The sequence below is a fragment of the Phycicoccus ginsengisoli genome (assembly GCF_054779295.1).
The window spans coordinates 117191-143826 of record NZ_BAAGYN010000008.1 but is presented as its reverse complement, the minus strand read 5'-3'; the positions used below and the strand labels follow the sequence as shown (position 1 = coordinate 143826).

General features: G+C 70.7%; 17 protein-coding genes and 1 tRNA gene. 13 read left to right on the top strand and 5 right to left on the bottom strand.

What is annotated here, in order from left to right; genetic code table 11:
- Positions 1-22 precede the first annotated feature (22 nt).
- Genes fdh through ACYVDO_RS14485 form a run of 4 tightly spaced genes read left to right on the top strand, consistent with a single transcriptional unit; the run spans position 23 to position 6936 of the window.
- A complete protein-coding gene (gene fdh, locus ACYVDO_RS14500) occupies positions 23-3337 on the top strand; it encodes a formate dehydrogenase (RefSeq protein WP_460937106.1) in 3315 nt (1104 codons plus the stop codon).
- Complete coding sequence (locus ACYVDO_RS14495; protein ID WP_460937104.1) at positions 3337-4416, top strand: 4Fe-4S dicluster domain-containing protein; 1080 nt, start codon at positions 3337-3339, stop codon at positions 4414-4416. The genes fdh and ACYVDO_RS14495 overlap by 1 nt, the downstream gene beginning before the upstream one ends.
- Positions 4413-5498, top strand: a complete 1086-nt coding sequence (gene nrfD / locus ACYVDO_RS14490) for an NrfD/PsrC family molybdoenzyme membrane anchor subunit (protein ID WP_460937101.1) — start codon at positions 4413-4415, stop codon at positions 5496-5498. The genes ACYVDO_RS14495 and nrfD overlap by 4 nt, the downstream gene beginning before the upstream one ends.
- Before the next feature lie 49 nt (positions 5499-5547).
- On the top strand, positions 5548-6936 hold the full coding sequence (locus tag ACYVDO_RS14485; protein WP_460937099.1) for an L-lactate MFS transporter: 1389 nt from the start codon (positions 5548-5550) through the stop codon (positions 6934-6936).
- Positions 6937-7053: 117 nt separating this feature from the next.
- Here the strand turns inward: ACYVDO_RS14485 and ACYVDO_RS14480 are convergent, their stop codons facing one another.
- Positions 7054-7584 carry a rhodanese-like domain-containing protein gene (locus ACYVDO_RS14480; RefSeq protein ID WP_460937097.1) on the bottom strand — a complete coding sequence of 177 codons (531 nt, stop codon included), beginning with the start codon at positions 7582-7584 and terminating at the stop codon, positions 7054-7056.
- Complete coding sequence (gene selD, locus ACYVDO_RS14475; protein WP_460937095.1) at positions 7581-8570, bottom strand: selenide, water dikinase SelD; 990 nt, start codon at positions 8568-8570, stop codon at positions 7581-7583. The genes ACYVDO_RS14480 and selD overlap by 4 nt, the downstream gene beginning before the upstream one ends.
- Positions 8571-8689: 119 nt before the next feature.
- Between selD and ACYVDO_RS14470 the strand changes: the two genes are divergently transcribed.
- Both ACYVDO_RS14470 and selB read left to right on the top strand, forming a co-directional pair.
- Positions 8690-8785 (top strand) — tRNA-Sec (locus ACYVDO_RS14470).
- A 36-nt stretch (positions 8786-8821) separates the two neighbouring features.
- Positions 8822-10585 (top strand): selenocysteine-specific translation elongation factor, encoded by a 1764-nt coding sequence (selB, locus tag ACYVDO_RS14465; RefSeq protein WP_460937093.1) that lies wholly within the window; start codon positions 8822-8824, stop codon positions 10583-10585.
- Positions 10586-10718: 133 nt separating this feature from the next.
- Here the strand turns inward: selB and ACYVDO_RS14460 are convergent, their stop codons facing one another.
- Positions 10719-11840, bottom strand: a complete 1122-nt coding sequence (locus ACYVDO_RS14460) for a winged helix DNA-binding domain-containing protein (RefSeq protein ID WP_460937091.1) — start codon at positions 11838-11840, stop codon at positions 10719-10721.
- A gap of 47 nt (positions 11841-11887) precedes the next feature.
- On the opposite strand from ACYVDO_RS14460, the gene ACYVDO_RS14455 reads away from it, so the two are divergent.
- Positions 11888-12313, top strand: coding sequence for an SRPBCC family protein (locus ACYVDO_RS14455; protein WP_460937089.1), 426 nt, complete (start codon positions 11888-11890; stop codon positions 12311-12313).
- A gap of 120 nt (positions 12314-12433) precedes the next feature.
- Positions 12434-13033, top strand: coding sequence for a dihydrofolate reductase family protein (locus ACYVDO_RS14450; protein WP_460937087.1), 600 nt, complete (start codon positions 12434-12436; stop codon positions 13031-13033).
- On the opposite strand, the gene ACYVDO_RS14445 is transcribed toward ACYVDO_RS14450, so the two are convergent.
- Together ACYVDO_RS14445 and ACYVDO_RS14440 are read right to left on the bottom strand one after the other, a co-directional pair.
- Positions 13012-15165: a hypothetical protein gene (locus tag ACYVDO_RS14445; RefSeq protein ID WP_460937085.1), complete on the bottom strand. Its 2154-nt coding sequence runs from the start codon at positions 15163-15165 to the stop codon at positions 13012-13014. The genes ACYVDO_RS14450 and ACYVDO_RS14445 overlap by 22 nt on opposite strands.
- 179 nt (positions 15166-15344) lie before the next feature.
- Positions 15345-15785 (bottom strand): GNAT family N-acetyltransferase, encoded by a 441-nt coding sequence (locus ACYVDO_RS14440; protein ID WP_460937083.1) that lies wholly within the window; start codon positions 15783-15785, stop codon positions 15345-15347.
- Between the two features lie 485 nt (positions 15786-16270).
- Here ACYVDO_RS14440 and nrdR point away from each other — a divergent pair, with 485 nt between their 5' ends.
- The 5 genes from nrdR (at position 16271) to ACYVDO_RS14415 (ending at position 26634) form a co-directional block, all read left to right on the top strand.
- Complete coding sequence (gene nrdR / locus ACYVDO_RS14435) at positions 16271-16783, top strand: transcriptional regulator NrdR (RefSeq protein ID WP_460937081.1); 513 nt, start codon at positions 16271-16273, stop codon at positions 16781-16783.
- A 101-nt stretch (positions 16784-16884) separates the two neighbouring features.
- Complete coding sequence (locus ACYVDO_RS14430) at positions 16885-19812, top strand: vitamin B12-dependent ribonucleotide reductase (protein WP_460937079.1); 2928 nt, start codon at positions 16885-16887, stop codon at positions 19810-19812.
- 143 nt (positions 19813-19955) lie between these two features.
- Positions 19956-23216 carry a protein DpdE gene (dpdE, locus tag ACYVDO_RS14425; RefSeq protein WP_460937077.1) on the top strand — a complete coding sequence of 1087 codons (3261 nt, stop codon included), beginning with the start codon at positions 19956-19958 and terminating at the stop codon, positions 23214-23216.
- The gene (gene dpdF / locus ACYVDO_RS14420) at positions 23209-25782 is read left to right on the top strand and encodes a protein DpdF (RefSeq protein WP_460937075.1); all 2574 of its coding nucleotides are present in this window, start codon (positions 23209-23211) and stop codon (positions 25780-25782) included. The genes dpdE and dpdF overlap by 8 nt, the downstream gene beginning before the upstream one ends.
- Positions 25783-26634: a hypothetical protein gene (locus ACYVDO_RS14415; protein ID WP_460937073.1), complete on the top strand. Its 852-nt coding sequence runs from the start codon at positions 25783-25785 to the stop codon at positions 26632-26634.
- Positions 26635-26636: the final 2 nt, after the last annotated feature.

Genomic DNA, 26636 nt, shown 5'->3' with positions numbered 1-26636 from the left:
GTCACCGCAAGGAGGCTGACTGATGAGCTCGACGAAGACGTTCCTGGACTGGCCGGTGCTGCGCCAGTTCCGCAGCGGTGACCTGCTCGGCCGGGGACCGGCCGTCACGTCCGAGCGCACCCGGTCGATGTCCCCGCGGACGGCCACGGCCGACCGCGTGGTGCAGTCGGTGTGCCCCTACTGCGCCGTCGGCTGCGGCCAGAAGGTGTTCGTCAAGGACGAGAAGGTCGTGCAGATCGAGGGCGACCCCGACTCGCCCATCTCGCGCGGCCGCCTGTGCCCCAAGGGCTCGGCCAGCGAGCAGCTCGTCAACAGCCCCTCCCGCCAGACCCACGTGCTCTACCGGCGCCCGCACGGCACCGAGTGGGAGCCGATGGACCGCGACACCGCGATCGACATGATCGCCGACCGGTTCGTCGAGAGCCGGCGCCGCACCTGGCAGGACGCCGACGAGCACGGCCGGCCGCTGCACCGGACCATGGGGATCGCCTCGCTCGGGGGAGCCACCCTCGACAACGAGGAGAACTACCTCATCAAGAAGCTCTTCACCGCCGCGGGCGCGATCCAGATCGAGAACCAAGCCCGTATTTGACACTCCGCCACGGTCCCCAGTCTGGGGTCCTCGTTCGGACGCGGCGGCGCGACGCAGTACGTGCAGGACCTGGCCAACGCCGACTGCATCGTCATCCAGGGCTCGAACATGGCCGAGTGCCACCCGGTCGGCTACCAGTGGGTGACCGAGGCACGCCTGCGCGGCGCCAAGGTCATCCACATCGACCCCCGGTTCACCCGCACCTCTGCGACCACGGACAAGCACGTCCCGATCCGCGCCGGCAGTGACGTGGTCTTCCTCGGCGCCCTGATCAACCACATCCTCACCAACGACCTCTACTTCAAGGAGTACGTGGTCGCCTACACCAACGCGGCGACGATCGTCAGCGACGAGTTCAAGGACACCGAGGACCTCGACGGCCTGTTCTCCGGCTACGACGACAAGCTCGGCAGCTACGACCCCTCGAGCTGGGCGTACGCCACGGAGGGGGAGGGCGAGAACGCGTCGCCCGGCACGATCGGTGGTCCCGCGGCGACGCACGAGCACGGTCAGTCGACCTCCGACCGCTCTGCCGGAGACGAGCACGGCTCCGGCGGCCCGGCCCTCGAGCACGCCCGGGTCAAGCGCGACGAGACCCTGCAGGACCCGCACACCGTCTTCCAGATCCTCAAGCGGCACTACTCGCGCTACACGCCCGAGATGGTGGCGGAGGTCTGCGGCATCAGCGCCGACGACTTCCACTACGTCGCCAAGGCGCTCACCGAGAACAGCGGCCGCGACCGCACGTCGGCGTTCGTGTACGCCGTCGGCTGGACCCACCACTCGCTCGGCGCGCAGTTCATCCGCACGGCCGCCATCGTCCAGCTGCTGCTGGGGAACATGGGCCGGCCGGGCGGCGGGATCATGGCCCTGCGCGGGCACGCGAGCATCCAGGGCTCGACCGACATCCCGACCCTCTACAACATCCTCCCCGGCTACCTCGCCATGCCGATGGTCGGCAACCACGACACCTGGGAGGACTACGTCAGCGCGATCGCCAACAAGGCGCAGAAGGGCTACTGGGCCAACGCCGACGCGTATGCCGTGAGCCTGCTCAAGGCGTGGTGGGGCGACGCCGCGACGAAGGAGAACGACTGGGCGTACGACTACCTGCCCCGGCTCAGCGGAGCACACGGCACGTACCAGACGACCATGGCGATGAGGGATGGCGAGGTCGAGGGCTACTTCCTGCTCGGACAGAACCCGGCCGTCGGGTCCGCCAACGGGCGCATGCAGCGGATGGCCCTGGCCCAGCTGAAGTGGCTCGTCGTCCGCGACCTGCAGATGATCGAGTCGGCGACGTTCTGGAAGGACGCCCCCGAGATTGCCACCGGCGAGCTGGAGACGGAGGCGATCGGGACCGAGGTCTTCTTCCTGCCGCCCGCCTCCCACGTCGAGAAGGCCGGCAGCTTCACCCAGACCCAGCGGCTGCTGCAGTGGCGGCACAAGGCGGTCAACCCGCCGGGCGACTGCCAGAGCGAGCTGGAGTTCTTCTACGAGCTCGGCACGCGGATCCGCGCCAAGCTCGCCGGGTCCGACGACCCGCGCGACCGGCCGCTGCTCGACCTCACCTGGGACTACCCCCTCGACGAGGACGGCGAGATCAGCGGCGAAGCTGTGCTCGCGGAGATCAACGGCCGCCACCTGTCCGGTGACAAGGCGGGCGAGCTCGCCGGCATGTACACCGAGCTCAAGGCCGACGGCTCGACGACCTCCGGTTGCTGGATCTACTGCGGCGTCTACGCCGGCGGCGTCAACCGCTCGGCCAACCGCAAGCCCGGTCGTGAGCAGGGCCCGACCGCCCAGGAGTGGGGCTGGGCCTGGCCGGACAACCGCCGCATCCTCTACAACCGCGCCTCGGCCGACCCCGACGGCAAGCCGTGGAGCGAGCGCAAGAAGTACGTCTGGTGGGACGAGGAGAACCAGGCCTGGACGGGCATCGACACCCCGGACTTCGTCAAGACGAAGGCCCCGTCGTACCGCCCCGAGCCGGGCACCGGCGGACCCGACGGCCTCGCGGGCGACGACCCGTTCGTCATGATGGCCGACGGCAAGGGCTGGCTGTTCACCCCCAAGGGCCTGCTCGACGGGCCGCTGCCCACGCACTACGAGCCGCAGGAGTCCCCGGTCCAGAACGCGCTGTACGGCCAGCAGAGCAACCCGGCCCGGCGCGTCTACCCCCGTAAGGACAACCTGTTCAGCCCTTCCGGCACCCAGCCGGGATCCGACGTGTTCCCGTTCGTGTTCACGACCTACCGGCTCACCGAGCACCACACGGCCGGCGGGATGAGCCGGTGGCTGCCGTACCTGTCCGAGCTCCAGCCCGAGTTCTTCTGCGAGGTCTCCCCGGAGCTCGCGGGCGAGCGGGGCCTGGTCAACGGCGGCTGGGCCACGATCGTGTCGGCCCGGTCGGCGATCGAGGCGCGCGTGCTCGTCACGGAGCGGATGACGCCGCTGCAGGTCGGCGGCCACACCATCCACCAGGTCGGGCTGCCGTACCATTGGGGTGTGGGCGGCGACGCCGTCGTGTCCGGCGACGCTGCGAACGACCTGCTCGGCATCGCCCTCGACCCCAACGTGCAGATCCAGGAGTCGAAGGTCGCGTCCTGCGACATCGTCCCCGGGCGCCGCCCGCGCGGGGAGGCGCTGCTGCGGCTGGTCGAGGAGTACCAGTCCCGCGCCGGGATCACGGTCGAGACCAGCAACCAGCTGCGCACCACCGACATGAAGGAGGCCGGCGCCTGATGGGGTTCTGGCAGCACCAGCTCGCAGGGCCGACCGACCCGTCGCACGACGCGGCGTGGGAGGAGCCCGAACCCCGCAAGGGCTTCTTCACCGACACCTCGATCTGCATCGGCTGCAAGGCCTGCGAGGTGGCGTGCAAGGAGTGGAACGCCATCCCCGAGGACGGCCTCACCCTCACCGGCAACTCCTACGACAACACCGGCGGCCTCGGGGCGAGCACCTGGCGGCACGTGGCCTTCATCGAGCAGACCACGGACCGGGTCCAGGAGGCCCGGGAGTCCGGTCGCAAGCTGATCGACCTCGGTATGCCGGCGCTGCGGCCGCCGGACGCGCCGCACCCCGGTCCGTCGGGGGCTTCCGGCACGGCCCCGGCCGCGCTCGAGGGCGTCGTGCCCGCCGCGGTCGGTGACGACGGCTCGCTCGACGCGATGGCCGCAGCGGCGAGGACCGCCGCGGCCACCGGGACGCTGCCGGACTTCCGGTGGCTGATGGCCTCGGACGTGTGCAAGCACTGCACGCACGCCGGCTGCCTCGACGTCTGCCCGACCGGTGCGCTCTTCCGCACCGAGCACGGGACAGTCGTCGTCCAGCCCGACGTCTGCAACGGCTGCGGGTACTGCGTGGCCGCCTGCCCCTTCGGGGTCATCGAGCGGCGCGAGGACGAGCGGGCCGACACCCGCCACGGCGGGGAGGTGTCCAACGTCGGCATCGCCCAGAAGTGCACGCTCTGCTACGACCGGATCGGCCACGACCAGACCCCGGCGTGCGCCCAGGCCTGCCCGACGACCTCGATCAAGTTCGGCACGCTCGCCGAGATGCTCGACACCGCTCGCGACCGGGTCGAGGTGCTGCACGAGAACGGCTTCACCGAGGCCAGGCTCTACGGTGCCAACGCCCACGACGGCGTCGGCGGCACGGGGTCGGTCTTCCTGCTCCTCGACGAGCCCGAGGTCTACGGGCTGCCGCCGGACCCGGTCGTCCCGACGGCCGACCTGCCCGACATGTTCCGCAAGGCCGGCTTCGCCGCGGTGGCGATGTTGGGCATGGCCGTGGCCGCGTTCGCTGGGAGGCGCCGATGACCACCAACCCGCTCGACGCGGACCGCCCTCCGGAGCTGCCCCGCGGCCAGCGGCGCCGCAACGGTGCCGGCGGCAAGGGCGACGGCTCCGGCCGGCGGCGTCGCGACGAGTCGGTCATGGTGCCGGACGCGCAGTTCTCCAGCTACTACGGGCACAACGTCGTCAAGCCCGCCCCGTGGGGGCACGAGATCGCCGCCTACCTGTTCCTCGGCGGTCTCGCCGGCGGTTCCGGCCTGGTCGCGGCCGGCGGGGCGGCCACCGGCCGACCCGCGCTGCGGCGCACCGGCCGCGTCGCCGCCCTGGTGTCCGTCGCGCTCGGCGGTGCCGCCCTCGCCAAGGACCTCGGTCGCCCGGAGCGCGCCCTCAACATGCTGCGGGTCGCCAAGCTGACCTCGCCGATGTCGGTCGGCTCGTGGATCCTCACGGCGTTCGGCACCTTCGCCGGGGCCGGTGCCGCCACCGAGCTGGCCCAAGCCGTGCTGCCCCGCGGGTCGCGGCTGGCCCGCCTGGCCCGGTTCGCCGACCCGGCGGCGACGGTCGGGACGACCGCGTTCTCGATGCCGCTCGCGGCCTACACCGCCGTGCTGCTGGCCGACACGACCACGCCGACCTGGCGCGAGTCCTACCGCGAGCTGCCGTTCGTCTTCGTCGGCTCCGCCAACGCGGCGGCCGCAGGCCTGGCCCTGGTCACGACGCCCGCCGAGCAGAACGGCCCGGCCCGGCGCCTCGCCGCCGTGAGCGCGGCCGTCGAGCTCGGCGCGTCCGAGCTGATGGAACGCCGGATGCACCCGCTGGTCGCCGAGCCGCTGCACGAGGGCCGGGCCGGCGGGATGCTCAAGGCCGCCAAGGCGCTCACCGCCGGGGGCGCGGTCGGGGCTGCGCTCTTCGGCCGCAACCGCACGATGGCCGGTCTCAGCGGCGTTGCGCTGCTCGCCGGCTCGGTGCTCACGCGGTTCGGGATCTTCGAGGCCGGCATGGAGTCCGCCAAGGACCCGAAGTACACCGTGACGCCGCAGAAGGAACGGCTCGAGGAGCGCCGCCGCCGGGGCGAGACGAAGGACTCGATCACCACGGGACGCTGACCGGCGACTCGTGCAGGGGCCCGCACACCCGGGCGAGAAGGGAGAGCGCATGAGCGAGAGCACCCGCAACACCACGGTGGGGTCCCCGGGACGTGCCGGGGTCGCCGCAGCGGAGCGGACGCACAACCGCTGGGTCATCCTCGTCTGCGCCATCCTCGTGCAGCTCGCGATCGGCTCGGTCTACGCGTGGAGCGTCTTCGCCAAGGCGATGACCGAGCCGGACGCCTTCGGCTGGTCCAAGTCCAAGGCCGCGGTGCCGTTCAGCGTGGTGCTCGGGATGATCTTCATCGGCAGCTTCGTCGGCGGCCGGCTGCAGGACCGCCGCGGACCCCGCGTCGTGGCCCTGACCGGCGGGATCATCTACAGCGTGGGCGTCATCCTGGCGTCGTTCGCGACGAACAAGGACATGTTCTGGCTGCTCGTGCTCGGGTACGGCGTCATCGGCGGCTTCGGGCTCGGGATGGTCTACATCGTCCCGATCGCCATGCTGCAGAAGTGGTTTCCCGACAAGCCCGGGCTCATCACCGGGCTCGCGGTGGCAGGGTTCGGCTTCGGGGCGGTGATCACGGCCCCGGTCGGGCAGGCGCTCATCGACAACACCCCGTCGCAGCCGACCAGGGCCTTCCTCTGGCTCGGCATCGCCTACCTCGTCGCCCTGCTCATCGGTACGACGTTCTTCGCCAACCCACCGACCCGCGCGGCTGTGGCCGACTCGGCGGCTCCCGCACCCGCCACCGCCGGCGCGACCACGCCCTCGGGTGAGACAGCCGGCGCCGCTGACGGGCCGGCCACCGCACGGAGCGTCGACCCGGTGTCGGGGGAGCCGGACTTCGAGACCAACGAGGCCCTGAGCACCCCGCAGTGGTACCTGCTGACCCTCATACTCACCATGAGCGTCACCGCTGGCATCTCGCTCATCGCGGTCGCCGCGGGCAGCGCCACCGACATCGCGGGCTACTCCAAGACCGCGGCGGCGAGCCTGGTCGGCATCCTGGCCGTGTTCAACGGCGGCGGCCGGATCCTGTGGGGCTGGCTGTCCGACCTGGTCGGCAAGATGCCGGCGTTCCTCGGCATCCTCGGCATCCAGGCGGTCTGCCTGCTGCTCATCCCGCACGCCAGCAACACCGCGCTGTTCGCGGTCCTCGCCGCGCTCATCTACACCTGCTACGGCGGGGCGTTCGGCACCATGCCCTCGACCGCGGGCCGGTTCTTCGGCGTCCGCAACGTCGGCGCCATCTACGGCCTGATGCTCATCGGCTGGAGCATCGGCGGCGTCATCGGCCCGCTGCTGATCACCAGCCTGATCGGCGAAGGCAAGGCCTACAACAGGGGCTTCACCATCATCGGCATCATCACGATCGTCTCGATGGTCATCCCGCTCATCACCCGCAAGCCGCACCACGACGGGGCACGGGCGGCGGCGGCAGCACCGCGCTGACCCGGTCCGCGACGGGCCCGGCCGCGTGCCGGCCCGTCGCGGCGCCGCTCGCTCGAGCGACCCCACTCATTCGCGCGAACCCGATCGGTCGGCGCGGTCCAGCCCGGTCGCGCAAGCTCACTCGCGGACGTCGGCCGGCCCCTCGTGCGTCGGCAGACCCGCGGCCAGCCACGCCTCGACGCCGCCGACGACGTCGGTCGCGTCCAGCCCGAGCTGGCGCAGCGAGAAGGCGGCCAGGCTCGAGCTGTACCCCTGCCGGCAGACCACGACGACCAGCCGGTCGACGTCGACCGCCTCGGGGATGCGCCACGGGCTGGTCGGGTCGAGCCGCCACTCCAGCACGGTCCGGTCGATGACGAGGGCGCCGGGCAGGTCGCCCTGGCGCTCGCGCTGGGTGGGCGTGCGCGTGTCCACGAGCAGGGCCCCGGCCCGCACCGCCTCGTATGCCGCGTCCGCCGTCAGCCGGTGCAGCCCGGCCCGAGCCCGCGCCAGGAGGGCCTCGACGCCCGTTCCGTCGGTGAGGTCCGCGGTGCCGCGGTCGGAGGCCACCAAGTCGGGAACCACCGAGTCGGGAACCGCCGAGTCGGGAACCACTGACAGGGCGCGGCGTGGGGCGCCGAGCGAGGACAGGCGCTCCTCGACGGTCACCGGACGACCAGGACGGCGTCGCCGCGGGGGACGAGCTCACCGATGACCGGCGCACCCGGCACCTCGCCGGCGAGCAGCAGGCCGCCGCTGGTCTGGGCATCGGCGAGCAGGACGAGCTCGTCGTCGTCCACCGAGGCGGTCAGGTGCGGGCGGACCCAGTCGAGGTTGCGGCGGCTGCCACCGGGCACGAACCCGGCAGCCAGCGACTCGCGCACGCCCTCGAGGTAGGGGACGGCGGCGGCGTCGACCACCGCCGTGACGCCGGACGCTCGAGCCATCTTGTAGAGGTGGCCGAGCAGCCCGAACCCGGTGACGTCGGTGGCCGCCTCGACCCCTGCGTCCAGCGCGGCGCGGGACGCCGCGGCGTTGAGCGCCGCCATCGAGGCGACCGCGTGCTCGAACACCTCGCCGGTGGCCTTGTGCCGGTTGTTGAGCACCCCGACGCCGAGCGGCTTGGTCAGCGAGATCGGCTGACCGGCGCGAGCGGCGTCGTTGCGCAGCAGGCGCCGGGCGTCGGCCACCCCGGTGACGGCCATGCCGTACTTCGGCTCCGGGTCGTCGATGCTGTGGCCGCCCGCCACGGGGCAGCCGGCCTCGCGGCCGACGTCGAGCCCGCCGCGCAGCACCTCGCGGGCCAGCTCCACCGGCAGGGTGTCACGCGGCCAGCCGAGCAGGTTGACGGCGACGACGGGCCGGCCGCCCATGGCGTAGATGTCGGAGAGGGCGTTCGCGGCTGCGATGCGGCCCCAGTCGTAGGCGTCGTCGACGACCGGGGTGAAGAAGTCGGCGGTCGCGAGGACCGCGAGGTCTCCCTCGATCCGCACCGCGGCGGCGTCGTCGCCGGCGTCGAGGCCGACGAGCAGGTCCGCCGACCCCTCGCCGACGAGGTCGCGAACCATCTCCTCGAGCTCGCCCGGGGGGATCTTGCAGGCACAGCCGCCGCCGTGGGCGAACTGGGTGAGGCGCAGCGCCGAAGCCGTCGTCATGGCCTCGACTCTAGGTCGGCCCCGTCAACCGGGCAGCCCGGACCGGAGCAGCCCGGACCGGCGCAGCCCGGACCGGGGCTGCCCGGCGGCGCCGGGGAACGCCGACTACGGTGGGCCGCGGAGGTGTCAGGGTTCCTGGTGGTCCCCCCGGTCTTCAAAACCGGTGAGACCGAGCATCTCGGTCTGGCGGGTTCGATTCCCGTCCACCTCCGCCACAGCCGTCCCGGTGAGGTGCGAGGAGGAACAGCACGGTGCACGTCCTCGCGACCGCCGGGCACGTCGACCACGGCAAGTCGACCCTCGTCCGCGCGCTCACCGGCATCGAGCCGGACCGCTGGGCCGAGGAGCACCGCCGCGGCCTGACCATCGACCTCGGGTACGCGTGGACGACGCTGCCGTCGGGGCGCGAGGTCGCGTTCGTCGACGTGCCCGGCCACGAGCGGTTCATCGGCAACATGCTCGCCGGTCTGGGGCCGGCGCCCGCCGTCGTCTTCGTCGTCGCCGCGGACGAGGGCTGGCGCACCCAGTCCGCCGAGCACCTCGCCGCGGTCGACGCCCTCGGCCTCGCCCACGGCCTGCTCGTCGTGACCCGCAGCGACCTCGCCGACCCCGCTGCCGCGCTCGCCGAGGCGGGCGACCGGATCGCGGCGACGAGCCTTGGCCGGTGCCCCGCCGTCGCCGTGTCGGCGCGGACCGGCGACGGCCTCGACACCCTGCGCCGGGAGCTCGACGCCCTCGCCGCACGCCTGCCCGCCCCCGACCCGACCGCGCGCGTGCGGCTCTGGGTGGACCGCGCCTTCACCATCAGGGGCGCCGGGACGGTCGTCACCGGTACGCTCGAGCAGGGCACGCTGCGCGTCGGCGACGAGGTCCAGGTCGGCGACCGGCGCCTGCGCGTGCGCGGGCTGCAGTCGCTCGAGCGCGCGCACGACGCTGTCGCCGCCGTGGCCCGCGTGGCGGTCAACCTGCGCGACGTCGGCCCCGACGAGGTGCCCCGCGGCACGCCGCTGCTGACGCCCGGAGCCTGGCGGAGCACCACCACCGTCGACGTCCGGACGGACGCCGACCCGGCGGCCCTTCCGGGCACCGTCACCCTGCACCTGGGCACCGTCGCCGTCGAGGCGCACGTCCGTCCGCTCGCCGGGTATGCCGCCCGCCTCACCCTGCCGCGCCCGCTGCCGCTCGTCGCCGGGGACCGCGCGATCCTGCGCGAGCCCGGCGGCCACCGGCTGCTCGTCGGCGCCCTCGTGGTCGACGCCGACCCGCCCGCCCTGTCCCGCCGCGGCGACGGGCGACGGCGCGGCGACAGCATCGCCGAGCTGACGGGGACGCCGGACCTGCCCGCCGAGGTCGCCCGCCGAGGCGCGATGCGCCGGTCCCACGCCTCCGCGCTCGGGCTCGACCCGTCGGCGGCCCACGCCGACGTCGTCGCCGAGGGGGAGTGGCTGGTCGACCGCGCCGCCCTCGAGGGCTGGGGCGAAGCGCTGGCCCGGGCCGTGCGCGCCCGCGCGACCGCGGAGCCGCTCGACCCCTCGCTGCCGGTCGAGGCGGCCCGCGCGCAGGCCGGCATACCCGACCTCGCCCTGGTGCCCGCCGCCGCACGGGAGGCGGGGCTGGAGGTCCGTGCCGGCCGGGTGTGGCTGCCCGGGGTGGAGGGTTCGCTGGGCGAGGCGGAGGCAGGGTTGCGGGCGATCGAGGAGCGGCTGGCACGCGAGCCGTTCGCCGCGCCGGAGCGCCCCGAGCTCGAGGCCGCCGGCCTGGGTCCGCGGCAGCTGGCGGCTGCCCAGCGGCTGGGACGCGTGCTGCGGCTGCCCGACGACGTGGTGCTCCTGCCCTCCGGGCCGGCGCAGGCGATGCGGCGGCTGGCGGCGCTGCCGCAGCCGTTCACCGCGAGCGACGCGCGCCGCGCCCTCGGCACCACCCGCCGGGTGGTCATCCCGCTGCTCGAGCACCTCGACGGGCGGGGCTGGACCCGGCGGGTCGACGGGACCCTGCGCGAGGTCGTCCGCCGCTGAGCCCGCCCGCCGCCCGCTCGGCCCCTCGCAGTTCGCCCACACGCTCGTCTGCGCACACATCCGCGTCCCACTCGCGCGGATCCGCTCCCTGCGCACGCACACGCGGGTCTGCGCACAGACCTCGGTATCCGGGTCAGCCGCGCCACAGGGGCGGCCGGCCCTCGCCCTCGGTGTACGCCAGGTCCCGCTCCAGGAACGCCGCGAGCCGCTGCGAGGCGACGCGCACGGAGGTCCGGCGGGTCCGCGGCAGGCTCGGGGCGAGCCGGACGTCGACCTCGACCGCGGTGGGGGAGACGGTGCGCTTCCACAGGCCGACGTTCTCGCCGTCGGCGACGACCATCGCCCAGAACGGGTCGGGGCGCTCGGCGTAGGGGTGGTCGGCCGGGGCGGGGAAGGTCACCGTCGGGTAGGTCAGCACGACCTCGTCGTAGGTGGGGAAGAGGTATGCCGTCGGCGCGGCCGGGCTGCGCCGCGGCACCGCCTCGGGGTCGTACCAGTGCGGCTGGCCGTCGACCTCGACCTGCTCGAGGTCGTCGCCGAGCTCGGCGAGCGCCGCCCTGGTGTCGGAGACGGTGAGCGAGGACCAGCGGGTGAAGTCCTTCACCGTGGCGGGGCCGTGCCCGGTGAAGAAGCGCCGCACGAGCTCGACCAGCGCCTCATCGCGCTCGCGGGCCGGGGTGGGGGCGACGACCTCGTCGACGAGGGCGTAGGTGTGGTGCACGCCCTCCATCGGCCCGGAGCAGATGACGCCGCGCAGCTCGGCGACGAGCAGCAGGTGGCCGAGCTGCTCTCCCGGGCTGATCGGCGAACCCCGCCGCGCGAGCTCGGCGCCGAGGTCGGTCCGGGTGCGAAAGGTCCTGTCCCGCAACAGCTCCGCGACCCGCTCGACCTCGCGGTCGAGCAGCCCCGGCTCGTCGAGGCCGAGCTGGCGGTGCCGCGCCGCCATGCCCGCCAGCACGCGCGCCGAGGTGAGCTCGAGGATCCAGCGCAGGTCCTCGGGGCGGACGAAGTGCCAGGTGGGCCGCAGGATGTGGGTGCGCAGGAAGGCGCCGGCGTCGTGCTCGCGTCGAACCTCGGCATACGTCGACCGGCGCGAGCGCATGGCCAGGGAGTAGAAGGCGTGGTCGCGCTCCTGGCTCTGGACGCAGGTGAGCAGGCCGACGACGTCGGCCGCGGTCGGCAGGAGAGCGGACGACAGGCGCTGGGTGGCCAGGCGCAGCGCGAGGACCCGGGAGGGGTCCAGGGCCGTCACCATGGGCCCATCCTGTAGGAACTGGGGCGCCGGTGCGCGACCATGGGGTGATGGAGCAGAGCACCACCATCGACGTCGCGGCCCCGCCGAGCCGGGTGTGGGAGGTGGTCAGCGACGTCGAGCACTGGCCCGACTGGACGGCCTCCGTGCGCTGGGTGCGACGGCTGGACGAGGGTCCGCTGCGCACCGGTTCGCAGGCCAAGATCAGCCAGCCGAAGATGCCCACCGTCGACTGGACGGTCACCGACCTCGAGCCGGTCGGGCACTTCACCTGGGTGAGCACCTCGCCGGGGGTGCGGACCACGGCGACGCACACGGTGGAGGAGCTGCCGGGCGGCGGGACCCGGGTGCGGCTGGCCATCGACCAGGCGGGTCCGCTCGGGCCGGTGGTGCAGTGGGTGTACGGCGGGCTCACCGACCGCTACCTCGCGATGGAGGCGGCCGGGCTCAAGCAGTGGTGCGAGGCCGACGCCTGAGCTGACCGGCGCGAGCGACCGGCCGCCCGACCGGACCGCCCGACCGCACAGGCCGACCGATGAGTTCCGGCCGTCGCGCCTGTCAGTCCCCGTGACAGGCGAGCGACGAAGGAGCGCAACATGGGCACGGTCAGGGCAGGGATCACCACCTCGGTCGACGGGTACGTCGCCGGCCCCCACGACGGTCCCGACCGGGGGCTGGGCGAGGGCGGTGAGCGGCTGCACCACTGGGTGTTCGGCGGGCCGTGGACCTACGACGCGATGCCGGAGGGCGAGACGAGGGCCGACGACGGCGGCTGGATGGCCCGCGGGCTCGGCGACCTCGGGGCCGTCGTGGCAGGCAGGGGCACCTACGAGGCGTCCGGTCACTGGGGTGGCAGCAACCCGTGGGGCGTCCCGTTCTTCATCGTGACGCACCGCCCGCAGGAGCAGCCGGAGGGCGACGACTTCCGGTTCGTCACTGGTGTGACCGAGGCCGTCGAGGCGGCCCGGGAGGCCGCCGGCGACAGGAACGTCCACGTCATGGGCGGGGCCGACGTCATCCGGCAGGCGCTCGCCGCCGGGCTGGTCGACGAGCTGTCGCTCATCCTCGCGCCGGTCGTGCTCGGGGGCGGCAAGCGGCTGTTCGAGGGGTTCGACCAGGACCTCGAGCTCGAGCACCTCGGCGTGACGCAGACCCGGCTGGCGACCTTCGTCGACTACCGGGTGGTGCGGTCGTGACCGCCCTGCCCCGGCTCGCCGGTCCCGCCCGCAGGGCCCTGCAGGCCGCCGGGATCACCACGCTCGAGGACTGCGTGCGCGAGGGGCGCCGGGCCGTCGCCGACCTGCCCGGGCTCGACCGTGTCGCCATGGCAGCCCTGGACGAGGCGGTCCTGCGCGCCGGCCTCGCCGACCACGGTGCCGGCGGCGCCCTCACCCTCGCCGGCTGAGCGAAGCCGGCGGCGCCGGCCCACCCGGCGCAGGGCGAGCATCAGCCCGACCAGGACCAGCACCCCGCCGAGCAGCAGGCCCGCGCCCACAGGCGTCGCCCGGCCGGCAGCGGTGCGCGCGTCGGCGAGCTCCGCGTCCGCCTCGGCAGTGTCACCCTTGGCGATGGCGGTGCGAGCCCGCTCGAGGTCGGCGTCCGGCCGGAGCACGAGCCCACCGAGCCGGGCGACGGGGCCTGCCCCCTCGACGGCCGCCCGCGTCGACCGGTACGCCGCAGCCTCGCGCACGAACGCCGTGAGCCGTCCCCCCACCTCGCGGTACTCGCCGGACCCGTCGGCGGACTGGTACGCAGCCCGCAGCGGCGCCACGTCCAGGCCGCTCGCCGTCGCCGCAGTCTGGGCCGCGCCGGCTTGGCGCCCCAGGGCCCGGGTCAGCGCCAGCTCGCGCCCGGCCCGGGCGAAGTCCCAGTCCGCCATCGCCGTGCGCACCCCGCGCGGGAGGGACCACGCGCCGTCGGCGGCGTCCTGCGCGGCATACGCGGTGCGGGCGGAGGCACGCGCCGGCAGCAGCGCCGCCTCCTTCGGGCCGAGCACCCAGCGGGTCATCAGGGTGCGCGTACTGGTGTTGCCGCCGAGCACCTCGAAGAGGTCGTACGCCTGGCGCCAGGTGGTCGCGTGGGTGGTGATGGTGCGCTCGCCGGGGGCGTCGTAGACGGTCTTCTTCGTGGTGAGGGCCTTGACCAGCTCGGCGTGCGGCACGGCCCGGCTCCCCGCGACGAGGTCGTGGACCACCCGCCACGAGGCGGGGTAGGCGTACTCCTCGGCGCTGCCCGCGCGGGACGACCCCTGCCACTCGGCCAGGGGGAGCGCTCCCTGCTGGGTGGGCGAGACCGCCGGGTGCGAGGTGTCCTTCTGGCCGGTGGCGGCGGTGGTCTCGGTGGCGAGCTCCTGCGCCAGGCCCTCGGTGAGCCACCGGTCGTCGAGGTTGTCGTAGCTCGCCCACGCGTGGGCCAGTTCGTGCGCGAGCAGGGCGGGGTCGAGGGCCTCGGAGACGTCGATGGTGCCGCGCTCGTAGGAGCCGTCCCAGCCGTAGACCTGGCCGCTGAAGTCCTCGGTGACCGTGGTCGAGCGGTTCGGCCACGGCTGGCCGGTGAGCCGCTCGAGCGTCGTCACGGAGGCGGGCAGGCGACCGGCGACGTAGGACGCCCACCGGGTGTCACCGGGGAACGCCTGGAGCGAGAACGCGTACGGCCCGACCGTCACCTTGCGCGTGACGGACTGGGACGGGTCGCGCAGCGAGAGCAGGGTCGACAGGCCCTCGGGGCCGCCGCCGCGGATCGTCGCGACGCGGGTGTCGCCGGTGACCGCCTCGGTGTGGTCGACCCCGAGGTCGAGGGTCATCCAGCGGGGCGAGACGACCTCGATGGTGGCGCGCCCGGCGTCGCCGGGGGAGAAGACGTCGAACGCGGCATACCCCTTGCCGACCCGGCCCGGACGGGAGGAGCGGATGGGCGACCCCGGGATCGTGTAGGTCAGCGTGACGGTGCGGGTCTGGCCGTAGCGCAGCTGGCTCGGGAAGGTGAGGTCGGCGTAGGACTGGCCCTTCTGCCGCACGACCTTGACCGGGATCGAGGACCCCCCGGACACCGCCGCCAGCGACCGCACGTCGGTCGGCAGCCACACCCCGTACCCGGTCCAGTAGAAGTAGCGGGTCGCGGTCGACGGCTGCTCGTTGGTGACGGTGACTGTCTGCGTGACCTTCACCGGCGACCCGTCGTCGGACACGACGTACCGGGTCGTGCCCGACTCCCCGAGGCCGCCGCCGGCCAGCGCGGGGCTGGGCGCGAGCGCGGTCGTGCCGATGCCCAGACCCGTGGCCACGGCGAGCGTGAGCGCCGCGGTCCGGGCGCCGTCCCCCAGGTGCATGGCCGCAGTATGGCCGAGGCGGCTGGCAGGCCCAGGCGTTCGTCCCCAGAACGGCCCGGGGCGCGTCCGTCTGTGCACACACCGGCGTGTCACTGCGCAGGGATCCGCTCCCTGCGCAGTGACACGGCCGTCTGTGCGCAGACCTCCGCGTGGGAGCGAGCCGGGTCGACCTGTCTTGGTCAGGCGAGCTCGCGGCGCATCACCAGCCGCGGCAGTCCACCCGCGACCGCGTCGGTCGTCCCCACGACCTCGAACCCCACCCGCTCGAACATCGCCCGCGTCCCCACGAACGCCATCGTCTGGTCCATCCGCCCGCCCTCGGTGTCCACCGGGTGGGCCTCCACGGCGGGCGCGCCCCGGCTCGCGGCATACGCCACGGCTTCCTCGAGCAGGTGCGTGGTGACCCCCTGCCTGCGGTGACCCGACCGCACCACCACGCAGACGATGCTCCACACCGGCCGGTCGTCGAGCGCGCGGATGACGGTCGACCGCACGAGCCGGGTGATCTCCGAGCGGGGGCCGAGGTTGCACCAGCCGACCGGTATGCCGTCCCGGTAGGTCACGACGCCCGGCGCCAGCCAACCACCGCTCGCCGACGACACGCCCGTCTGCTCACCCACCTGCGTCCTCCTGCGCAGGGATCGGCTCCCTGCGCACCACCACGCGCGTCTGTGCGCAGACCTCCGGGCGGAGGGTGGGGGCGACGGCGCGTGTCGTATGCCGGGCGGGCACCAGATGTGGGGGAGCGGCCACCCGGCCGGTCCCACATGTGGGGGTGCCTCTGACGTCACACCAGTCACACGGACACCACTTCGGGCGTGTCGCGACCGGCCTGCGCAGGGCCCTGACCTGCGGCGATGCAGACTGCCTCAGCAGAACGGCGGAGATTTCCCGAACGACTTGCATCGTCGCCGCCAGCGATGCAGACTATCCCTACATCTAGTGGTTACACGGCTGTAGTTCGTCCACATGTAGTGCACAGGCCAGGGCCAGTTACCCACAGACTCTCAACAGGTAGTCCACACGTCCGTCCCCAGGCGCCGGCCCGCACGACCGGCCGAGACAGCCCCGGGACGGTCACCACAGGGGGAGGAGCCCGGCCACCATGCACTGCCCGTTCTGCCGGCACACCGACTCCCGCGTGATGGACTCGCGCACCACCGACGACGGCAGCTCGATCCGCCGCCGCCGCCAGTGCCCGGAGTGCGGCCGCCGCTTCACGACGATCGAGACCGCGAGCCTCACGGTGACCAAGCGCTCCGGGGTGAGCGAGCCGTTCAGCCGCGCCAAGGTCCTCGCCGGCGTCCGCAAGGCCTGCCAGGGCCGCCCGGTCACCGAGGACGACCTGGCCCTCCTCGCCCAGCGCGTCGAGGAGTGCATCCGCCAGCAGGGGCAGGCCGAGGTCGAGGCCCACGAGGTGGGCCTGGCGATCCTCGGGCCGCTGCGCGAGCTCGACGAGGTCGCCTACCTGCGCTTCGCCAGCGTCTACCAGGCCTTCGACACCCTCGAGGACTTCGAGGCCGCCATCACCCTGCTTCGCGCCGAGCGCGACGCGACCGGCGAGGAGCCCCAGGGCGCTCCGAGCCACCAGAGCAAGGCAGGTATGCCGCCCGGCTAGCCCCGCGGCATACCTGCCTGACCATCGCCCGCACCGACTGTCGGTGCTCGTTGAAACCATTGCAACCAATGCACCACCAGGGGACCAGGGAGGCCCACACCATGACCGAAACGGCAGGCGCACGTGCAGGTGCGCGCAAGAACTCCTCCAAGGGAGTGAAGGTCGAGCGGATCTACACCACCCCCGGGGTGCACCCGTACGACGAGGTCACCTGGGAGAAGCGCGACGTCGTCCAGCAGAACTGGAAGACCGGCGAGGTCATCTTCGAGCAGCGCGGTGTCGAGTTCCCCGACTTCTGGTCGGTCAACGCCTCCACCATCGTCACCACCAAGTACTTCCGCGGCGCCGTCGGCACCCCGCAGCGTGAGCAGAGCCTCAAGCAGCTCATCGACCGCGTCGTGCTGACGTACGTCAAGGCCGGCAAGGACCACGGCTACTTCTCGACCGCGGACGACGCGGAGCTCTTCGAGCACGAGCTGACCTACGCCCTGCTGCACCAGGTGTTCAGCTTCAACTCCCCGGTCTGGTTCAACGTCGGCACCAAGAGCCCCCAGCAGGTCAGCGCCTGCTTCATCCTCGCCGTCGACGACTCGATGGACTCGATCCTCAACTGGTACAAGGAGGAGGGGAAGATCTTCCAGGGCGGCTCCGGTGCCGGCCTCAACCTCTCCCGCATCCGCTCCTCCAAGGAGCTGCTCTCCTCCGGTGGCACGGCCAGCGGCCCGGTCTCCTTCATGCGTGGCGCCGACGCGTCCGCGGGCACGATCAAGTCCGGTGGCGCGACCCGTCGCGCGGCCAAGATGGTCGTGCTCGACGTCGACCACCCCGACATCATGGAGTTCGTCGAGACCAAGGCGCGCGAGGAGGACAAGATCCGCGCGCTGCGCGACGCCGGCTTCGACATGGACCTCGGCGGCAAGGACATCACCTCCGTCCAGTACCAGAACGCCAACAACTCGGTCCGCGTCAGCGACGAGTTCATGCGTGCGGTCGAGGAGGGCACGACCTTCGGGCTGCGCGCCCGCCAGACCGGTGAGGTCATCGAGGAGGTCGACGCCCGCGAGCTGTTCACCAAGATCGCCGAGGCCGCGTGGGAGTGCGCCGACCCGGGCCTGCAGTACGACGACACCATCAACGACTGGCACACCAACCCCGAGACCGGCCGCATCACCGCGTCCAACCCGTGCTCGGAGTACATGTCGCTCGACAACAGCTCGTGCAACCTGGCGTCGCTCAACCTGCTGAAGTTCCTCAAGGACGACGACACGTTCGACGCCGTGACCTTCCAGAAGGTCGCCGAGCTCGTCATCACCGCGATGGACATCTCGATCTGCTTCGCCGACTTCCCGACCGAGGCGATCGGCAAGACCACGGTCGACTACCGCCAGCTCGGCATCGGCTACGCCAACCTCGGCGCGCTGCTCATGGCGACCGGCCACGGGTACGACTCCGACGGTGGCCGTGCGCTCGCCGCGACCATCACCTCGCTGCTCACCGGTGCCGCGTACAAGCGCTCCGCCGAGATCGCCGCCGTTGTCGGCCCGTATGCCGGGTACGCCCGGAACGCGGACGCCCACAAGCGCGTGATGCGCAAGCACCAGGCCGCCAACGACGCGATCCGCACGCTCGACGTGATGGACAAGGGCATCCACCAGGCCGCCACCAAGGCGTGGGACGACGTCGTCAAGCTCGGGGAGAAGAACGGCTACCGCAACGCCCAGGCGTCGGTGCTGGCCCCGACCGGGACCATCGGCTTCATGATGGACTGCGACACCACCGGCATCGAGCCCGACTTCTCGCTGGTGAAGTTCAAGAAGCTCGTCGGCGGCGGGTCGATGCAGATCGTCAACCTCACCATCCCGCGCGCGCTGAAGAAGCTCGGGTACACGCAGGAGACCATCGAGGCGATCGTCGAGTACATCGCCGACAAGGGCCACGTCATCGATGCCCCCGGCCTCAAGCCGGAGCACTACGAGGTGTTCGACACCGCGATGGGCGCCCGCGCGATCAGCCCGATGGGCCACGTCCGGATGATGGCGGCCGTCCAGCCGTTCCTGTCCGGCGCGATCAGCAAGACGGTCAACCTGCCCGAGGACGCCACGGTCGAGCAGATCGAGGACGTGCACCTGCAGGGCTGGAAGCTCGGACTCAAGGCGATCGCGGTCTACCGCGACAACTGCAAGGTCGGCCAGCCGCTGTCCGACGGTGGCTCGGCCGCCAAGGACAAGGCCGCTGACAAGGCCGCCGAGGCCGCTGCCCCGGTCGTGGAGAAGGTCGTCGAGTACCGGCCCGTCCGGCGCCGGCTGCCCAAGCGTCGTCAGTCGCAGACCACCTCGTTCGCGGTCGGCGGGGCCGAGGGCTACCTCACCGCCGGGACGTACGAGAACGGCGAGCTCGGTGAGCTGTTCCTCAAGTTCGGCAAGCAGGGCTCGACCCTGGCCGGCGTGATGGACGCCTTCTCGATCGCGGTGTCGGTGGGCCTGCAGTACGGCGTGCCGCTGGAGACCTTCGTCGAGAAGTTCACCAACCTGCGGTTCGAGCCAGCCGGCATGACCGACGACCCGGACGTGCGGATGGCGCAGTCGCTCATGGACTACGTGTTCCGCCGGCTGGCGCTGGACTACCTCGACTTCGAGACCCGCTCGTTCATGGGGATCCACACGGCTGAGGAGCGCGCGCACCAGCTCGAGACCGGCTCGTACGAGCTCGAGGCCGCCGCGGACGACGAGGACGAGTCGGAGGCCGAGCTCGAGACCCTGTCGCAGTCGACGCCGGTCACCAAGGCCGAGCCGAAGCACGAGGCCAAGGTCGAGGGCAAGCCCCTAGCTGCCGACGCGGTGAAGAGTGGCGCCGGCGCTGCCTCGGCCCGCGAGGTCTCGGTCGAGGTCCACTCGTCCGCCGAGCTCCTGGAGAAGTTCCAGGGCAAGGCCGCCGACGCCCCGATCTGCATGACCTGCGGCACGAAGATGCGCCCCGCCGGCTCCTGCTACGTCTGCGAAGGCTGCGGCAGCACCAGCGGCTGCAGCTGAGTTAGCCAGTCAAAGGGTGGGCCCGGAGCGATCTTCGCTCCGGGCCCATCGCCATGCGCGGTCGAAAACCCATGCAATTACCCCTCTTTAACCCATTTTCACTCAAAGCTTGGGCGTCCCCGATAGGTTCATTCGAAGGATAGGTGCTTGTGAGGGGAGGCCCCGCCGTGCCACTTGGCGTGGGAAATGCCGTCGTATTCCGGGGCTCGCCGGGCGTTGGGCGTGTTGGTGAAACGGACGGTGACAGGGTGCGGGTTGACTTCTTCGAGTCCGCGGCCGAACCGGTCGCAAAATCAGTCTGGCTTCCCGCGACGAGCGTTCGGCGAGAGACTCTCGGTGAGCAAACGCGTGTGTTCTTCCGTGACGGCAAGGAACGCTGGAGGGCCGGTCGTGTGGTCGGGGGCGGCCCGGAGAGATACTTCGTCCGGGTGCCGAACGTGCGCATGGACGTCGACATCGACGAGCGTGACCTTCGGGTTCGCTGGGAGAAACCGCCGAGGGACCCCATGCAGGTGCTCCTGTCCGGCGCTAATGAAACCCCTCGCTACCGCGACGTCCGCGAGCCTGTCCGGCGCCTGCTGATCGCCGAGCGAGCGGCTACCAGTTCAGCCACCGGGATCATGTCCTCCGGTGTCCGAATGCACGCTCACCAAATCAACGCGGCCCTGCGAATCATCCGCGACCCCGTCCAGCGCTACCTCCTGGCTGACGAGGTGGGGATGGGCAAGACCATTCAAGCCGGCCTGGTCATGCGCCAGATCCTGCTGGACGCACCAGGGCGCCGGGTGGGGGTTTTGGCTCCGGACGCGCTAGTGGGACAGTGGCGGGCCGAACTGCGCGACAAGTTCCACCTCAGCGACTTCCCGGCCAAGGAGGGCGAAGACCCGGTCCGTATTATCGCCCATAGTCAGTTGGCCGACTGGGATCAATTCGGTGAACTCGACTTGCTTGTCGTCGACGAGGCACACCTGCTGGCCCGTACGTCGGGACCCGACGAGTCGCCCTACCGGGAACTCACGGCGCTCGCGCACGCGGCACCTCGAGTCCTGATGTTGTCAGCCACCCCGTTCTCAAGGGGCGCGACCACCCACATGGCGTTGTTACATCTCCTCGATCCGGCTCTGTTCCGCTGGGAGGACCTCTCCTCCTTCGCACGGTTACTAGAGAGCCGGCACGCTCTAGCTCTGGCCGTTTTCGGACTCGACGAGGAGCCCGACGTCGACAACCCAGAACTCTTGCAGCTTCAATTCGACCAACTGCGAGAGAACCTGCCGGACGACGACGTGCTGGGGGCAGCGATTGAGCGCGCCATGGCCCTTTACGGCCCAGAGGGCACCCCGCCGGAGGATGTAGACGGGGAGGAGTTGCGCCTCGCCGTCGCCGCGATGCGCGCGCATGTCTCAGAGACCTACCGACTGCATCAGCGCGTGATCCGTAATCGACGTCATGTAATCGAGAAGCAGCGTCTGGACGATGAGGGTTTGTTGACCCCCTTCGAGTTCACTGGTCGATCCCGCCCGAAGGTCGCCCGGTCGGACGAGACTGAGATACAGGCGGGAGCTGCCGCCGTTGCGGCCTGGGCTGCGGGATGCGCGGACGCCGTGCTCGACGAGGGCATTGACCCAGGGACGTATGGGCCCGCACTCGCTGTCCTGTTCTCCCGCCTCGGCGGCTCAATCGACGACGTCTGCGCGGTCCTTGAGCACCGTCTCGGCGGTGACGCGTCCTCGGCCGCCCTGCTTTCCTCGGAGAAGGAAGCGCTCGACGCGGCACCAGTCCTTGAGTTCGAAGCTGAGGTTCTGGCCAAGGCGCGCATCGCGATCGGAGGGGGAGCCGTCCGCTCCATTGCTGGCATGATCGCGAAGCGCACGCCTCCGAAGAGCACGGCCGTCGTATTCTGCGGACGCGGATCATTGGCCACTGATCTCGCAGCAGCGTTCGCCACCAATGACCGGGTTGAGTCCACGCACGCACACGTGGCCAGCCAGACGGAGGAGGATCGCGAACAAGCCGTCGCCGCATGGCTTGCAGGGGGCGGTATCCTGGTGGCGGACGACACTGGCGACGTTGGTCGGAACTTCCAGCAGGCCGATCTGGCCTTCCATGTCCGACTGCCGGCGAACCCAAATGCGCTCGAGCAGCGAATCGGGCGTATCGACCGCTACGGCTACGAGAGCACTGCCCAGCAGTATGTGATCGCCGACGACGACCGCGAGGGCATCACCTCGGCCTGGCTTGGCGCATTGGTTCGGGGGTTCGGCATCTTCGACACCTCGATTTCGGCTCTCCAAGAGGTGGTCGACGACCTCACCGATCAGGCGTGGGCTGGGGTGCTCAGGGACGGCGTCGAGGCATTGACCGGCATGCGCGAGTCCATCACGACCGAACTTGCCAAGGAGAAGCGACGGATCAATGAACTCGACGCACTCGAGTCGAGCTACGGCGGCGATGAGAACGGGCAGGCCCTAGCCAAGGCGATCGCCGAGTACGAGGCGGACGTTGCCGGGATCGAGAAGGCGTTCCGGGCTCTGATCGAGGGTGGTGAAGGCTTCCGGTTCGTCAGCAAGACAAACAAAGACGGCAGCGTCTACTTCGGCCGCAGTCCCGAGGACAAGCCCCTGCTTAGCGAGAGGATGCTCGCTCGATTGGTGAACGTGGAGGATGCTCGTACCGGGTACTTCGACCGCTGGCGGGTGACCCCTGGCAGAGCCCTGTTCCGTCGTGGGAACCCCTTCGTGGATGGGTTAGAGCAACTACTCAGCCTCGACGACCGCGGGCAAGCGGTTGCGTTGTGGCGGCTCGATAAGGCATGGCCGCACGACCCGCTCGCGTTCTTCGGCTTCGACTTCCTTGTGGAGGCGGACGTCCAGCCGATCCTCTCTGTGCTCTTCGGCGACGCGCAGGCACTCCCGATCGCCCGGAGGAGGGCAGACGCGGCCTTCCCACCGTTGCACCAGCGAATCTGGGTGCCAATCACCACGAAGGAACCGGTGACGGACGACCGCCTCATCGCGTACCTCGGGGAGCCCCTGCTGAAGAACCGCGACGTGAACCTCAACTTCGACCGGATCCCGGCACTACACACCCTGGTGGGGGGCGAGGAGCACCTCGCGAGCGTGGCAGAGGCGTGTTTCGCTGCGGCACGGGCCCGGGTTGACGAGGTCTCCGACGTGGTAGAGGCGTCCAAGCGTGCTGCTCGACGAGTGAATCTGGAGACGGAAATGTTGATCGCACGCAGCGCTGCGCGAGCGAAGGCTTCCGGTTTGGTTGCGGACCCGGGCGCCCTCGAAGCCGAGATCGAACTCAGTCGCGCAATCGAGACCGGGGTCACCTCTCCCGTCGTCCGCGTATCCGGCGTAAGCGTCGTCGTCCTGTCTGCCCAGTCTTTTGCCGACTATGTCTAGTCACGACCTGGCCACGCTGCAGGCGGCAACCAACGAGTGGCCGAACGCGCTGCGTGTCGATGACACTAGCCACCTGAGCGACTCTTGCCGTCGCGCTTTGGACGCCTTGCCGGGTCTGAGCCGCGGTGCCTCGGGATGGCTCGACGTCGCCGGCCTGGTTCGCCAGGTGCTGCTCACCTGCGGAGTCACCTATGGAGGCGCGCCCTCGCTGACGGTGCCGACCATTGACCCCTGGCCGAGCGCCGGCCAGTGGCGCGACGTGTCCTGCGCAGCCGTGCCGACCCAGGACGGCCGACTCCGGATCACCGCTGAAGATTGGGCCCCGCCGAGTTCGCCAACCAATGACGGCATCGGTGACGACCTCGCTCGGGAGCAGGTGCGGGAGGTCTACCGCGATCAGGACCGCGTGTGGCAGAACTCGTTGCCCGCGGATCCATTCTGGATGGCCGCGCATCAGGGATTTGGCGCCTACCGGGGCGAGCCCCAGCGACAGGCCGCGCGCGCGGCCGTCATGAACGACGGCGGATCGGTCGTCATCGCTCTCCCGACGGGCCGGGGCAAGACAGCAGTGGCATGGACCAAGACCCTGTTGTCGAACACAGGCGTCACCGTGGTGATCGTTCCGACGGTCGTCCTAGCGCTCGACATGGAGCGACGCACCCTCGAGGCGGAGAAGGAACTAAAGCGGTCACTGAGTCCAGTCAACCGCTTCGCCTACATCGGAGCGATGGATCCGGAGATCAAGAAGGAGTTGCGTGCCGCAGTGCGCGCGGGGTCTCAACGCATTATCTATACCTCGCCGGAGGCGTTCGTCTCCGGGCTCTCCCACGCGGTATCGAGGGCCGCCCGCGACGGCCATCTGCAGCAGATCGTCATCGACGAAGCACACCTTGTCGACCAATGGGGTACCGACTTCCGGCCGGAGTTCCAGACGATGCCGGGCCTGATCCGCGACGCCTACGCCCAAGCTCCCGAGGATCGGAAGCCCGCGGTGCTCTTGCTTAGCGCCACCTTGGCGCAACGGGCCGTCGACGTGCTCACCCGACTCTTTCAGGTGGGGCAGCGCGCGGTCGACATGGTTTGGGGGTCGGAGATCCGCACCGAACCGGCTTACTTCTTCAGTCGGCACGAGACCGAAGACGATCGAAACAAGGCTGTGCTCGAAGCCGTCAAGCGCTTGCCTCGTCCACTCATTCTCTACACAACCAGGGTCGAGGACGCCGAGCATTGGGCCGTACGGCTGCGTCAGGCCGGCTTGAATCGTGTAGATGCGATCACGGGCAAGGTGTCCGACGACGTGCGCCGTACCGTCATGCAGCGCTGGCGTGGCGAAGCACCGGACGGCGCAGCGATTGCGACGTCACTAGACGTCATCGTCGGCACCTCGGCCTTCGGGCTGGGGTTGGACATGCCGAACGTCCGCACCGTGCTGCACGCCTGCCTGCCCGAGACGATCGACCGCTACTACCAGGAGGTCGGCCGGGCCGGTCGCGACGGCCGGCCGTCGGTCACCTATCTCGCGCAGGCGCCGGACGACCTCGAACTGGCCGTGTCGCTGAACAACGTCACGATGATTGGCGACGAGTTGGGTTGGAAACGCTGGGAGTCGATGCGGCAGAGTGCTGAAGTGGTGGGTCAATTTCGCTACCGGATCCGCAAGGACACCCTGCCGCCCTATCTGGACGTCGGCTACAAGCGATCCGCCCTGTGGAACGTCCGTACCCTTACCCTTCTTGCTCAGGCAGGTGTGATCGATCTGTGCGCTCCTCGCTTGGCCCTCGACCCGGACCTGTCCGACGAGGAGAAGGAAGCACGTCGCGACGAGTTCTATGGGCAGGCCGAATCCTTCATCGAGTTCGAACTCCGGGACGGACGACTGTTGGAAGAGGGCTCATGGAAGACTGCCGCCGGCGAAGTCCGGACGGCTGTGCGTGCGGCGCAGTCTGCCGCACTGACCTCGCTGCGGCGGGCGATCGAAGGGAGTTCGTGCGTTGGACGGACGATCGCGCAGCACTACAAGGTGCACGTGGATAACGGTCTGTTGTTGACCAACGCGGCATGCCGTGGCTGTCCCGCGTGTCGCCGGGACCCGTCCCAGTGCCCGGGCACCGACCCCTTGGAGCCGAGCCCACCGCTGCCTGCGCCGGACCCGTCGCGCGACCGTCTGGCATTGTGGCGGGGTGACACGAGTTTCGTTTTTGTCCACTACAGGCCCGGGGAGAACCTGACCGCCTTGTTCACCCGGATGGCTGAGCGTCACCTCCGCGTCTGGCGGGTCACTCGTGAGGTCGCAGAGAGGTTGCAGCGCGACGCCAGTCAGATGCCGATCATCCACGATGATCCCGAGGGGACGTCCTCACTGCTTGATCAGTACGCCGGCCCGATGGTGGTGGTTTTCACTGAACCGGAGGTTCCACCGGCCGTTTGGGAGAGGGTCAGGTCCGGCCTGCCGACGTATCTGATCGGCCCGAGCGAGACCATGAATCCGGATAAGCCTGGGATGCGACTGCGAGACGTTGCGGACGGGCCCTGCGTATCGGCGACCGCGTTGTTGAAGGGAATCTAAATGGAGTACCTGAACCCTAATCCGTCTCCAGCCCTTCCTCAGGCGATGTGGCTTGTGTATCGCGCTGCGATGGAGCGCCCGGGCACAAGGACTGAGGACTTGTTCGATCTGGTCGTGCCTACGGCTATCCGTGCGAAGACCCCAGGCGCAGGTGCACACTTCAAGAGCGCGCTGTCTGCGCTGCGAAAGCTTGGCGTGCTCAGCCAGCACGAGGGGGTGCTGGAGGCGACGAAAGTTCCTGACTCGAGGGCATTTCTGCGTTTGCTGCGGCATAGAATCGTGCAGCCGGCGGCGTCCTTCAGCGCGGATTTCGAAGGCGCGGACGATATCCGCAGAGGCCTGATTTGGTTGATGCGACAGTCTCCCGCGAAGCCCCTCGACTACGAGGCAGACGTGGCGCCCAAGACGTCGGTGTTCGTGAATGGAACTCGATGGAACACCTTCCGAACCTGGTGCGATGCACTCGGCTTCGGTCAGGCGGCGCTCAGCGTGATGGCCAAGAACAATGCAAACAATTGCATCGTTCCGAACCCCACGCGGGCGGTGGTGGACGCAATCGCGCATCCTTTCGGGGAGGGGCTGCCTCGCGGTGAGCAGGTGCCGATCGGCCGACTGGTCGACTTCCTCCGGCGGGAGTTGCCGGTCCTCCCGGGGCACCCCAGCGCGATGTTGGAAGGTTTGAATGAAGACGAGGACAACGCCTTGCGCGCGATCGGTCTCGCGCTGACCGCTGCCGAGGAACTGGACGTTCTCACCTTGAAGTACCAGTCCGACCCGTCCGGCGTGATGGCGCTTCCGGACGCCCAGCATGGCGAGACGCGATACGTCTCCGCGGTCACGATCGGGAAGTAGAT